General features: G+C 59.2%; 12 protein-coding genes. 8 read left to right on the top strand and 4 right to left on the bottom strand.

Annotated elements, in window-relative coordinates:
* Positions 1–29: 29 nt before the first annotated feature.
* Positions 30–1,115 carry a class II fructose-bisphosphate aldolase gene (gene fbaA, locus LJ738_RS15690; protein WP_068192042.1) on the bottom strand — a complete coding sequence of 362 codons (1,086 nt, stop codon included), beginning with the start codon at positions 1,113–1,115 and terminating at the stop codon, positions 30–32.
* Between the two features lie 243 nt (positions 1,116–1,358).
* Positions 1,359–1,886 (bottom strand): hypothetical protein, encoded by a 528-nt coding sequence (locus LJ738_RS15695; RefSeq protein WP_227787340.1) that lies wholly within the window; start codon positions 1,884–1,886, stop codon positions 1,359–1,361.
* Between the two features lie 338 nt (positions 1,887–2,224).
* On the opposite strand from LJ738_RS15695, the gene LJ738_RS15700 reads away from it, so the two are divergent.
* The 8 genes from LJ738_RS15700 to LJ738_RS15735 all read left to right on the top strand — a co-directional run bounded on the left by LJ738_RS15700 (position 2,225) and on the right by LJ738_RS15735 (position 9,491).
* Entirely contained in the window at positions 2,225–2,437 is a 213-nt protein-coding gene (locus LJ738_RS15700) for a DUF1153 domain-containing protein (RefSeq protein ID WP_227787341.1), read from the top strand.
* Positions 2,438–2,628: 191 nt separating this feature from the next.
* Positions 2,629–4,383 (top strand): circadian clock protein KaiC, encoded by a 1,755-nt coding sequence (gene kaiC, locus LJ738_RS15705; RefSeq protein WP_227787342.1) that lies wholly within the window; start codon positions 2,629–2,631, stop codon positions 4,381–4,383.
* A 47-nt stretch (positions 4,384–4,430) separates the two neighbouring features.
* Positions 4,431–4,733, top strand: a complete 303-nt coding sequence (gene kaiB / locus LJ738_RS15710; RefSeq protein WP_227787343.1) for a circadian clock protein KaiB — start codon at positions 4,431–4,433, stop codon at positions 4,731–4,733.
* 8 nt (positions 4,734–4,741) lie between these two features.
* A complete protein-coding gene (locus tag LJ738_RS15715; protein ID WP_227787344.1) occupies positions 4,742–5,083 on the top strand; it encodes a circadian clock KaiB family protein in 342 nt (113 codons plus the stop codon).
* Positions 5,076–6,794 carry a PAS domain-containing sensor histidine kinase gene (locus LJ738_RS15720; RefSeq protein WP_227787345.1) on the top strand — a complete coding sequence of 573 codons (1,719 nt, stop codon included), beginning with the start codon at positions 5,076–5,078 and terminating at the stop codon, positions 6,792–6,794. Before LJ738_RS15715 ends, LJ738_RS15720 begins: the two co-directional genes overlap by 8 nt.
* 52 nt (positions 6,795–6,846) lie before the next feature.
* Complete coding sequence (locus LJ738_RS15725; RefSeq protein ID WP_227787346.1) at positions 6,847–7,269, top strand: response regulator; 423 nt, start codon at positions 6,847–6,849, stop codon at positions 7,267–7,269.
* Between the two features lie 139 nt (positions 7,270–7,408).
* The gene (locus LJ738_RS15730; RefSeq protein ID WP_227787347.1) at positions 7,409–8,320 is read left to right on the top strand and encodes a LysR substrate-binding domain-containing protein; all 912 of its coding nucleotides are present in this window, start codon (positions 7,409–7,411) and stop codon (positions 8,318–8,320) included.
* 163 nt (positions 8,321–8,483) lie between these two features.
* A complete protein-coding gene (locus tag LJ738_RS15735; protein WP_227787348.1) occupies positions 8,484–9,491 on the top strand; it encodes a YeiH family protein in 1,008 nt (335 codons plus the stop codon).
* A gap of 171 nt (positions 9,492–9,662) precedes the next feature.
* Here the strand turns inward: LJ738_RS15735 and LJ738_RS15740 are convergent, their stop codons facing one another.
* The gene (locus LJ738_RS15740; protein ID WP_227787349.1) at positions 9,663–11,168 is read right to left on the bottom strand and encodes a T9SS type A sorting domain-containing protein; all 1,506 of its coding nucleotides are present in this window, start codon (positions 11,166–11,168) and stop codon (positions 9,663–9,665) included.
* 358 nt (positions 11,169–11,526) lie between these two features.
* Positions 11,527–11,889 carry a hydroxyphenylacetyl-CoA thioesterase PaaI gene (gene paaI, locus LJ738_RS15745; protein ID WP_227787350.1) on the bottom strand — a complete coding sequence of 121 codons (363 nt, stop codon included), beginning with the start codon at positions 11,887–11,889 and terminating at the stop codon, positions 11,527–11,529.
* Positions 11,890–11,971: the final 82 nt, after the last annotated feature.

The raw sequence follows: 11,971 nt of genomic DNA on the forward strand, positions 1-11,971 counted from the left end.
CTTATTGCATGTTCACACCAGAAGGCCGGTTAGTAGCGGCGGTTGATGCAGTTCAGGTCCTCAAATGCCTGCTTGAGGCGTGCCACGAAGGTTTCTTCGCCTTTGCGCAGCCACACGCGGGGGTCGTAGTACTTCTTGTTGGGCGAGTCGGCGCCGCTGGGGTTGCCAATCTGGCCCTGCAGGAAGCCTTCGTTCTTCACGTAGTAGTCCTTGATGCCTTCCCACAGTGCCCACTGCAGGTCGGTGTCGATGTTCATCTTGATGGCGCCGTAGCTGATGGCCTCGCGGATTTCCTCCTGGCTCGAGCCCGAGCCGCCGTGAAACACGAAGTCGATGGGCAGCGCCTCGGTGATGTTGTGCTTTTGGCGCAGGTGCTCCTGCGAGTTGTGCAGAATCTTGGGCTGCAGCTTCACGTTGCCGGGCTTGTATACCCCGTGCACGTTGCCGAACGCAGCAGCGATGGTGAAACGCGGGCTGATTTCGCTCAGTTGCTCGTAGGCGTAGGCCACTTCCTCGGGCTGGGTGTAAAGCTTGGAGCTGTCCACGTCGGAGTTGTCCACGCCGTCTTCTTCGCCGCCGGTCACGCCCAGCTCAATTTCCAGCGTCATGCCGATTTTGGCCATGCGCTCGAGGTAACGCTTGCAGATTTCGATGTTCTCCTCAATCGGCTCTTCCGATAGGTCGAGCATGTGCGAACTGAACAGCGGCTGGCCGTGCTGGGCGTAGTATTTCTCGCCGGCGTCGAGCAGGCCGTCAATCCAGGGCAGGAGCTTTTTGGCGGCGTGGTCGGTGTGCAGCACCACGGGCACGTCGTAGAGGTCGGCCATCAGGTGCACGTGGTGGGCGCCCGAGATGCCGCCCGCAATGCTGGCGCGCTGGCCGTCGTTGCTCACCGACTTGCCGGCATAGAACTGGGCGCCGCCGTTCGAGAACTGAATCATAACCGGCGAGTTCACTGCCTTGGCGGCTTCCAGCACGCCGTTCACGGTGTTGGTGCCGGTCACGTTCACGGCCGGAAGGGCAAAGCCGTTGGCCTTGGCGTATTGAAACAGAGCCTGGACTTCGTCGCCGTGCAGGACGCCCGCCCGCAGGCCGGTAAGGGTTTGGTCAGCCATAAAAATGAATTAAGCGGCAGCGCCGCAGTGAATAAAGAAAGCAGGCAAACCCCGGCCGCCCAAAAAGCGCCGGGACAGCAAAGTACGGTCGGCGGTGCCTAACCTGAAAGGGCCGGGCCCACCGATTGGCGGTGGGGGGCGGCTCGAGCCAAACCCAAGCCTGCTGAAATTACCATAAAAAAGGGGCTGACCGTTGCAGCGGTCAGCCCCTGGCTTCACTCACCTCTCCTTCACTTCCGTTTTCTAGCCGGCCGTCATCGTCTTAGACTGCCGGTACACGCCGTAGCTGTTGGTTACTTGCAATTGATACACATACTGGCCGGCGGCCAAGCCCAGGCCGCTCAGATTCAAGGGGATGGCATGCTCGCCGGCGAGCATGCCCTTGCGGTTGATGCCGGCTACCTTGCGCCCCGCCAGGTCGAACAGGTCCAAGCGGACGTCGCCGCCGTTGGTGAGCGTAAAGGGCACCGTGGTTTCGCCCAAGTAAGGATTGGGATGGTTTTGGCCCAACACAAACTGCCCGCCGGTCTCCCGGTCCAGGACGCGCGGGAGCGGGGGCGCTGCCGCCCGTTTGGGCGCTACCTCGGGCTCCGGGGAGCTACGGGCCGCGGGGGCGTACGCCAGGGCGGCGGAAAGGGCCCCGGACTCGCCCGCTACCACCGCGCCGACAGGCAAAGTAGCCTCGGCGGTTTGGTAGGTCGGACTCAACAAATCACTCAGCGTATTGGTGGGGGCCACGGGCAAATCGAAATGGAATTGAGCTGGTCTCATCTGCCTGATAATTACCTGCAACTGCGCAGGTAAAAACGAAAGATGCGACCAGCATAATGAAGCGCAATGTCTCCGGCACGGCCGCCGTAGATATTTCAAATATCATTATTCTATTGTTGAAAACCTACTCAGGCCCTATACTTTACTTTAAAATATTGGCTAATGAAAAAAAAGCGGTTTGCAGCGGCGTCGTTAAGGGCCAAACTCAGCAGTTAGGGGCACATTGCCACGTCTAAAAATCCACCGGAAATATCGCATCCGGAGGCCCGCAAAAACATCGGGAATTCATTTCGGCTTAACTTTTCAATTGCTACCTTGCAGGACTCATAAGCCACGCCATGCCAGACTTCTTTGATACCGACGGCCGCCCTGAGTCTGCCGGTGGCGCCAGCACCGAAGCCGAGCGTAAGCTGAAGGTGTGGGCCGTGCTCAATGCTGTGGACCAAGGCTTGATGAGCACCGAAGAAGCGTGTGCCGCCTACGGCATTAGCGCCGTGGAAATGGAGCAGCACCGCGCCGGCTGGCTCGATTTCGAGGCCGGCAGCCGCTAGCAGCCCACTCCTATATATTGGGACGAAAGCGCCCGTTCCATTGCCCTGTGCCAACCAGCTCCACTCGCTGTTTTTGGGCTTCTCAAGCGCCGACGTAGCATTTGGGCTGGCATCAGATTGAGCCAAATAGCCTGCCGGTTGGGATATAAGGAACTAAAGTGCATTGCTGTGCTTTAACTTTGGCTTAACCTATGCCCTCCTTCATGCAAGAGTATAACTCGTCGGTTGCCCCCGCATTGCCCCAACTCCCCAAAGCCTTAACGGGTATTGAGGGCCTTGATGAAATAACCGATGGCGGCTTGCCGCTGGGGCGCCCCACCCTGATTTGCGGCAGCGCGGGCTGCGGCAAAACCTTGATGGGTATTGAGTTTCTGGTGCGCGGCATTCAGGAATACAACGAGCCCGGCGTGCTCATGGCCTTCGAGGAAACGGGGGAGGAACTGGCCGCCAACGTGGCTTCCCTGGGCTTCGACCTAAAGGCCCTGCAAGACAGCAAAATGCTGCGCCTCGACCACGTACACGTCGACCGGTCGGAGATTGAAGAAACCGGCGAATACGACCTCGAAGGGCTGTTCATTCGCCTGGGCTACGCCATCGATTCCATTGGAGCCAAGCGCGTGGTGCTCGATACCATCGAAGCGCTGTTTTCGGGCTTTCCCAATCAGGCCGTGCTGCGCTCGGAAATCCGCCGGCTGTTCCGCTGGCTCAAGGACAAGGGCGTAACCACCGTGATTACGGCCGAGCGCGGCGACGGCACCCTCACCCGCCAAGGATTGGAAGAGTATGTGTCGGACTGCGTGATTCTGCTCGACAACCGGGTGATTGACCAGATTACCACCCGCCGCCTGCGCATTGTAAAGTACCGCGGCAGCACCCACGGCACCAACGAGTACCCCTACCTCATCACGGAAGACGGCATTTCGGTGCTGCCCGTGACGTCGCTGCGGCTCGACCACCAGGTGTCGAATAACATCATGTCGTCGGGCGTGCCCGCGCTCGACGACATGTTTGGCATGGGCGGATTTTACCAGGGCAGCAGCGTGCTGATTACCGGCACGGCCGGCACTGCCAAAACTACCCTGGCCGCCTCCTTTGCCGAGAAAACCTGCGTGCAGGGGCAGCGCTGCCTGTTTTTTGCTTTCGAAGAATCGCCGCAGCAGCTGCTGCGCAACATGAAGTCGGTAAGCGTCGACTTGAAATCGCACGTGGATGCCGGCCTGTTGCGCATCGAAGCATCGCGGCCCACCATCAACGGCCTAGAGCAGCACCTCGTCACGCTGCACCGGTTGGTGAAGGAGTTCAAGCCCGATGCAGTGATTATCGACCCCATCACCAACCTCATCACGGTGGGCAACATTGCCGAGGTGCGCAGCATGCTCACCCGCCTCATCGACTTTCTGAAGGTGAGCGGCATCACGGCCTACTTCACGGCCCTGGTGAGCGGGCGCGGGCAGCAGCAGGAAATGACCGACGAGGGCGTGTCGTCGCTGGTTGATACCTGGATTAGCGTACGCGACCTCGAAGGCATTGGCGAGCGCAACCGCGGCCTGAGCATCCTCAAATCGCGCGGCATGGCCCATTCCAACCAGGTGCGCGAGTTCCTTGTGACCGACCGTGGCGTGGAGCTGCTAGAGGTGGTGGTGGGCCCCACCGGCATCGTGACCGGCGCCAGCCGCCTCACCCAGCAGCTGCAGGAGCACGCCCAAACCTTGGCCGCTCAGCAGGAAGCCGACCGCCGCGACCGCGAGCTGGAGCGCCGCCGCCGCGTGCTCGAAGCCAACATTGCCAACCTGCGCACCGAGTTTGAGTCGGTGGAGGAGGAGCTGCGCCAAATCAATTCTCACGAACAAACGCGCCAGCAAACGCTCGCCAGCGGCAATCAGCGCATTGCCGCTGCCAACCCGCCGCGGCGCAATGCCCCCACCGACGGCGAAAACGACCGGTAGTTCGTACATCCAAGTTGCCGCTGGCATTTGCTCCCCCCACCCTTTCCATGGCTGAAGAAAACGACGAAGAAACCTGGGAGTTGCGCCTATACGTGGCCGGCCAAACCCCCAAATCTGTAACGGCCCTGGCCAACCTCAAGAAACACTGCGAGCAGCACCTCAAAGGCCGCTATAAGATAGAAGTCATCGACCTGCTGGTGAACCCGCAGCTGGCCGAGGGCGACCAGATACTGGCCATTCCGACGCTGGTGCGCAAAGTGCCCGAGCCCATTCGCAAAATCATCGGCGACCTCTCCAACGAAGAGCGGGTGCTGGTGGGCTTGGACGTGCGTCCCCTCATTAAGAAATAGTCTGTTCGATGGAACCACTACTGGACCCCACGGACAATCCGGAAGAGCCTACCGGCCCCGAGTATTTGCTGCACCTGTACATCACGGGTGCTACCACCAACTCCACGCGCGCCGTGCGCAACATCAAGGAAATCTGCGAAGAGCACCTGAAAGGGCGCTACGAACTGCTGATAGTAGACGTGTACCAGCAGCCGGAGCTGGCCCAGGAAAAAGACCTGATTGGCGTGCCCACGCTCATCAAGCTGCGCCCCGGCCTGGTGCGCCGCATGGTGGGCGACTTCTCGGACCGCGAACGGGTGCTGAAAGCCTTGGGCGTGATTCCGCCCGCCAGTATTATTGGCAATGAGTGAGCCGCTGCCCACCGTGGTTGACCTGACTCGGGAGAACGAGGAGCTGCGCTACCAGCTGGAGGAAGCGCAGGAGCTGATTCATGCCATCCGGACCGGGGCCATCGATGCGCTGGCGGTGCAAAGCGCCCAGGGGCCGCGCATCTTCACGCTGCAAGGCGCCGACCAAGGCTACCGCACCCTGATTGAGCAGATGAACGAGGGCGCCTTGCTGCTCAGCGAAGACGCCACCGTGCTCTACTGCAACGCCTGCCTGGCCGGCCTGCTGGGCCACGCCCTGGGCGAGCTGATGGGCAGCTCCTTCGATGCGTTTGTGCCCGTGGTGTTCCAGGACTATTGGGCCAGCCTGATGCTGCGGGGCTGGGCGGGCAAAAGCAAGGGCGAGCTGCCCCTGCAAACCAAAGCGGGCGCACTGGTGCCATTTTCGGTGTCGATGAACGTGCTGATGTTCAACGAGACGCCCACGCTGGCCGTGATTGTGACCGATTTGTCGGCGCAGCGCGAAATCACCGCCATTCAGGCCCAGGTACTGGAACAAAACGCCCTGCTCGACCGCAAAACCGAGGAGCTCAAGCGCGAAGAAGCCGGCCGCCTGGTGGGCGAGCGCGCCGCCGCCGAAGCCAGCCGCCTGCTCGAAGGCATCTCCCAGATTGCCTGGACCACCAACGCGCTGGGCGACCACACCTACCGCAACCGCCGCTGGTACGACTACATTGGGCAGGGCCAGGGCCAGGGCGCTCCCGCCAGCCGCTCCTGGCGCGAGCGCCTGCACCCAGACGATGTGGCGCCCACGCTGGCACACTGGCAGCACAGCCTGCACACCGGCCAGCCCTACGAGGTGGAGTGCCGCATCCGGAACCACGCCGGGGCCTACCGGTGGATGCTGGGCCGGGCGCTGCCCTCGCGCAACGAGCAGGGCGAGATTATCCAGTGGATTGGCACCTACACCGACATCCACGAGCACAAGCTGGCGCTCGAGCGCATCGACCAGGGCCAGCGCGAGCTGCGCGACAACAACGAGCAGCTTACCCGCGTCAACGTCGACCTCGACAACTTCATCTACACGGCTTCGCACGACCTCAAGGCGCCCATCTCCAATATCGAAGGCCTGCTCCATGCCCTGCTGGTGGAGCTCCCCGCCGATACCGTGCAGGCCGACCCGGTGCAGCCCATTCTGGAGCTGATGCAGGACTCGGTGAACCGCTTCAAGCGCACCATCGAGCACCTCACCGACGTGAGCAAGCTGCAGAAAGAGCACGGCCTCCCCACGGAAGCGGTGGACCTGGCCACCGTGGTCCAGGACGTGGTTCTGGATTTGGAGCCGCTTATTCAAGCGGCCGACGCCCGGCTGGAAGTGGACGTGCAGGCCGCCCCCTCCGTGTCCTTTTCCGAGAAGAACCTGCGCAGCGTGGTGTTCAACCTGCTCAGCAATGCCCTCAAGTACCGCGCCCCCGACCGCCCGCCGCACGTGCGCCTCCGGGCCCGGCCCGAGGAGAGCGGCGTGGTGCTCGAAGTGCAGGACAACGGCCTGGGACTGGACGCGGCCAGCGAACAGAAAATGTTCGGCATGTTCCAGCGCTTTCACGACCACGTCGAGGGCTCAGGCATTGGCCTTTACATGGTGAAAAAGATGGTGGAAAACGCCGGGGGGCGCATCGCCGTGCGCTCGGAACTGGGCGTGGGCTCCACGTTTTTGGTTTACTTTAGCCGGTAATACGCGCTAAACAGTGTCCTGCTCAGGGGCAAAATTTGCCGCCGGCCCCTCCATGCAAAAGTTAACCTGCGTAATGCTGGTCGACGACGACCAGACGACCAATTACCTCAACCAATTGCTGCTGAAGCGCCTCGGCGTGACGGATAAGCTGCTCGTGGCCCTCAACGGGCAGGAAGCCCTGGAGCTGGTACAAAGCCACTGCCACGAAGCCACCCCCGAGAACCCGGCCCTGATTCTGCTGGACGTGAAGATGCCCGTCATGGACGGCTTCGCGTTTCTGGCGGCCTACGAAAAGCTGCAGATTGAGCGGAAGTACGCCATCATCATCGTGATGCTGACTACCTCGCTGCACCCCCAGGATGTGGAGCGGGTCAAGCAACTCAATATTTCCGGTTTCCTGAATAAGCCACTGACCGAAGAGAAGCTCAACCAGGTGTTGAAAAGCTACTTCGACCGCCAGCTGCCCGAAAACTAGTGTTCTATAACGACTTGTTGGGCCAAGCTTTCTGAGCAAGGTGAAGCTTTGCGTTTCAGCTCAATATTGCCGCCGCGTGTCTTGGTTTGGGTGCCGGGTAGGGCAGCGGGATTAGGGCAAAGACATTTACCTTGGGGCCATGTCCGATTTCCGCCTTCGCGTGTTCCAGGCCGTGGCCCAGCACCTGAGCTTTACCAAAGCCGCTCAGGGGCTGTTTATCACGCAGCCGGCCGTAACCAAGCACATCCGCGAGCTGGAGCGCCAGTACGGGCAGCGGCTGCTGGAGCGCCGCGGCAACCGCGTATCCCTCACCGAAGCCGGCAGCCTGCTGCTCTCCCACGCCGAGGCGGTAGCCCGCTCGCACCAGCAGCTGGAAGACCAACTCCACGCCCTGCACGACCCCGAAGAAGCCGCCGGCCGCCTGCGCCTGGGGGCCAGCACCACGCTGGCTCAATACGTGCTGCCCGGGCTACTGCCCGCTTTCCAGGCCCGCTACCCCAACGTGCAGCTCACCCTGCTCAACGCTAATTCCGAGCAGATTGCCGAGGCCCTGTTGCGCGGTGAGCTGGATTTGGGCTTTGTGGAAGGCCGCTCCAAAAGCCGCGACCTGCACTACGAGCTGCTGCTGACTGATGAGCTGGTGGCCGTGCGAGGAGCTACCGCGGCCGGCCCGCCCCCGCAGCCCGTGCCGCTGGTCGATGCGCTGTCTTGCCCGCTGGTGCTGCGCGAGCGGGGCTCCGGCACGCTGGAGGTGCTGGAGTTTGCGTTGCGGGGGCTCAAGGTCCGGCTCAGTAGCTTGCCGGTGGCTTTTTACTTCGACAACACCGAAGCCATCAAGTCTTACCTGGAAGCAGCGCCCGAGGCCCTGGGCTTCGTTTCGCGCCGCGCCCTGGCCCGCGAGCTGTCGGCTGGGCTGTTGGAAGTCGTGCCCATTGCGGGGCTGCACCTGCCCCGGCAGTTTGAGGCTGTGTGGGTGCAAGGGCAGCCACTGTCCCGCCCGGCGCAGCGGTTTTTGAGCTTTGCGCACAGCCACCTGAAGGAGACTGCATAACCAAAAGTAATTTCAAATAACTATTTGGAAGTATCCGCTGGTTGGGGGGCGCCGTAAATTTGCGGCAGGAAGTTCGTCCTGTCCCATGCCACATCCAGTTCTAAATCCGGCCAAACCCAACACTAGCTCAAGCCAAGACCGAGGCGCTACCAAGGCTCGCGAAATGGCTGCTGGGCCCGGCTCAACTACAGCTGAATCCACGGGTTTTTTGCGGCATTTTCAGGCCACCCACACGGTTTTCGGCTTCGGGTTCACGCTTCGGGAAGTGGTCTTTGGCTTACTGCTTGTTTATTGCCTCACGCCCTGGGCTTCGCCACCTATTGCCTTGGCGCTGGGGCTGGCACTGGCCCAAACCCTGGGCAACCCCTTTGCCCGCCAAACCAAATTGGCCACGGCCAAGCTGCTGCAGTACTCGGTTATTGGGCTGGGTTTTGGCATGAATGCCCACGCGGCGGTACAGGCTGGTAAAACCGGCATCGTGTTCACAGTCGTTTCCATATTAGGTACGCTGGTGCTGGGCTACGTTGCCGGACGCTGGCTGGGGCTCACGCGCCACGTTACGCACCTGATTTCGTGCGGCACTGCCATCTGTGGCGGCAGCGCCATTGCGGCCGTTGGGCCAGTGCTGCGGGCCAAAGACGAAGAAATGTCGGTGGCGCTGGGCACGGTGTTCGTGCTCAACGCCATTGCGCTATTCGCCTTTCCGCCCATCGGCCACGCCCTGGCCATGACGCAGAACCAGTTCGGCCTCTGGTGCGCCATTGCCATCCACGATACTTCGTCGGTAGTAGGTGCCGCCACAGCCTATGGCGACCAGGCCCTGCAAGTGGCCACCACCGTGAAGCTGGCCCGCGCCCTTTGGATTATCCCCGTGTCGATAGGAACCGCCTTGCTCTTCAAGCAGAAAGGCGTAAAAATCAAAATTCCCTACTTCATTTTGGGCTTCATCGTCGCCATGCTCATCAATACGTTTTTGCCCGCCGCCAAGCCCGTGGGCTCGGTACTGGTAGGCGCCGCCAAAATTGGGCTAACCGTGACGCTCTTCTTCATCGGCGCAGGACTGTCGGGCAAGGTGCTCAAGGCCGTGGGCGCGCGGCCGTTTGTGCTGGGCGTGCTGCTGTGGGCCGTGATTTCTACGGCTTCGCTTTACGTGATTCTGCACACCGTGTAAGCGGGTTTTTGGTCCAGGGGCCTCATTTTAGTTGGCTTGCCCAAGATTATAAGCCGGGGCTGGGACTAGCGTAATAACCTTCCGCAAAACGCAAGTTGCCGGGCGCGCAATCCATTTGTAGGATTACGCACCCGGCAACATTAACAACTCGGCTATTGTGAGCTAACCGGCTTACTTGGCAATGCGCTGGCTCAACGGTCCACTGCTTGTGAGCAGTCGCACGATGTAGATGCCAGCGGGTAGCGTGTGGAGGTCCAGGGTCCAGCGCCCTGGCAGGGCAGCATCAGCAACACAAGGCACGGGCTGCATCCGCCCCAGGGCATCAAATACCTGTACTGCCTTTCCCTTTAACAGGGTTTCCGCTGGCAGGGTACTGCTAATTACCCACTCTTGGGCAGTGCGGCCCGGGTAAACCTCCAAGCTATTCCCCTGGATACCATCCGGGGCCACAACTCTTACCAAGGAGTATGTTGAAGCGCCGTCGAAATCGTTTTGGCGCAGGCGGTAGTAGCCGGTTCCAGACATCGGATGCTCGTCTGCTAGCTCGTAATTGGTTCTGGCTTGCGTATTACCGGCACCGGGTACCGTACGGATGGTGCTAAAGGTCTTACCATCTGCCGAACGCTCCACGGTGAAGCTGGCATTGTTCTTCTCCGAAGCCGTTGCCCAGCGCAATAGCACGGTCTGACGGTTGGTAGGCAAGGCAACAAACGAAATAAGCTCCACGGGCAGGGGGCGGCAGGCTGCTGTGTTAGTGAGTCTATTATCGGGAGCAGCGCATGCTACGCCAAATACAGAGCCCGGACAAGGAAACACGTTGTTTTGCGCTACACATATTTTCGGGGAGGCTGGGCTTCCGCATGTTGCTGCTAACTGGTTTATTGAGCCTGGGCTAGCGAAAGCACAGCCCCTTACGGTAAGCAGCCCCGAACCGCAATCGGCAACATTGCCACCTGGAAAGAGGTCAAGGTTACCATTAACCAATATGGTCCCATTGTTTTGTAAAACAGTATTTTTTAATATCAAATTACACTTTGTAGTAATACTAGCCCCAACGCCAACTGTCACAGTGGCCTTATCTACGTTGAGCTGATCTACTTGCACACTACTGGGCAATGGCACATTGCTGGCTGCAAGCGGGCCATTAACAATTAGATTAGTAGCTCTAAAGTTGTCTCGCCCATTCCCTAGCTGGATGTTGCCGCCAATAATAAAACCGCCTGCGTCGATGGTAATGCCACCTCTACTGTCTACTTCCAGCGAGTTGCCTGCACCATTTATAGTCCCACCCGCGGAAACATATAAGTCTCCGTTTTCGCCCACATTTACTCCCCCTCCTTGGAGTATATTAAGGGTAGCCCCATTTCTAATAGTTAATGACCCACCATTTGTTATAATGATAGAGCGGCCTGCTACTAAATCATAGCTACCAGAACTGCCGTCGAGATACATGGCAATGCCATCGATTATAATGTTTTGAGCGGTTGTGATCGAAGGGCCAGAAGGGGGACAAAAGGTATTGGAGGTAACATTGAAATTAGCAGGTTCGGTAATAGACCCGGTCTGTGCGGCTGTATGTACGGCTGTATAGGTGTACACGCATTGTGCCGCGGAACCTAAGGGAAGGAAGCTAGCAAGTGCAACCAACAGTAGACAAGAGAGTATTAGATTTTTCATATATTATATGGGTTTTTAGTGTTGGGGTTATGCGTGTGTAATAGTTGAATTTAAAAGGAAAACCATTTACTTTCAAATAATTGTTAGATACATACAAATTATAAGGTGTGTTGGCTCAGGCCTATCCCTTTAAAATCACTGACTATCAATTCAAGGCGATTTCGACTTTTTTATTAGTTACATAAGTGTTTATCACTGACTTGGTGATTATTACCAGCAACTTCATCTGCCCATATAGCCAGCTCTATATATTCGAGCTGAGAGGGGTAAAATGAAAAACCGCGCTGCTCCTAAGCGGGGCAGCGCGGTTTCTTTAGATTGATAAAAACAAGGGGCAAGAGTGTATTAACCCAAAGCCCTACAGAGCAGGCAAAATTTCGTGGCTGGTGCGGTAAGCCGTGCCTTTGAACATAGCCAGCAGGGTGCCGTGCTGATTGGTGACGCGCAGCTGGTACACGCCGATTTTGTGCTTGAGGCTTTCTTCCCGCGCTTCCACCGTTATCACGTCGCCTAGCTGGCCGGCCTCCATGTAGTCCATCGTCGCGCTGAGGCCCACGCTTTGGCGGCCGTGGCTGTTGCAGGCAAACGCAAAGGCCGAATCGGCGGCAGAAAACGTGACTCCGCCGTGCAACACCCGAAAGCCGTTGAGCATGTCGGGCCGCACCGTGAAATGCAGCCGGCAATAGCCCGGCCCCACTTCCTCCACCTGCAGCCCCAGCAGCTTACTTGAGGTGGTCTAGGCAAGACGGACAGAAGAAGGACGTATATTTCTTCTGTTATGACAGCCAAAAAAAGCGGGTCGT

Source organism: Hymenobacter plasmatis, assembly GCF_020711255.1.
GTDB lineage: Bacteria > Bacteroidota > Bacteroidia > Cytophagales > Hymenobacteraceae > Hymenobacter.

Coding starts and splice junctions, on each gene's coding strand:
- fbaA (WP_068192042.1), bottom strand. CDS start 1,115: ATGGCTGACCAAACCCTTACCGGCCTGCGGGCGGGCGTCCTGCACGGC.
- LJ738_RS15695 (WP_227787340.1), bottom strand. CDS start 1,886: ATGAGACCAGCTCAATTCCATTTCGATTTGCCCGTGGCCCCCACCAAT.
- LJ738_RS15700 (WP_227787341.1), top strand. CDS start 2,225: ATGCCAGACTTCTTTGATACCGACGGCCGCCCTGAGTCTGCCGGTGGC.
- kaiC (WP_227787342.1), top strand. CDS start 2,629: ATGCCCTCCTTCATGCAAGAGTATAACTCGTCGGTTGCCCCCGCATTG.
- kaiB (WP_227787343.1), top strand. CDS start 4,431: ATGGCTGAAGAAAACGACGAAGAAACCTGGGAGTTGCGCCTATACGTG.
- LJ738_RS15715 (WP_227787344.1), top strand. CDS start 4,742: ATGGAACCACTACTGGACCCCACGGACAATCCGGAAGAGCCTACCGGC.
- LJ738_RS15720 (WP_227787345.1), top strand. CDS start 5,076: ATGAGTGAGCCGCTGCCCACCGTGGTTGACCTGACTCGGGAGAACGAG.
- LJ738_RS15725 (WP_227787346.1), top strand. CDS start 6,847: ATGCAAAAGTTAACCTGCGTAATGCTGGTCGACGACGACCAGACGACC.
- LJ738_RS15730 (WP_227787347.1), top strand. CDS start 7,409: ATGTCCGATTTCCGCCTTCGCGTGTTCCAGGCCGTGGCCCAGCACCTG.
- LJ738_RS15735 (WP_227787348.1), top strand. CDS start 8,484: ATGGCTGCTGGGCCCGGCTCAACTACAGCTGAATCCACGGGTTTTTTG.
- LJ738_RS15740 (WP_227787349.1), bottom strand. CDS start 11,168: ATGAAAAATCTAATACTCTCTTGTCTACTGTTGGTTGCACTTGCTAGC.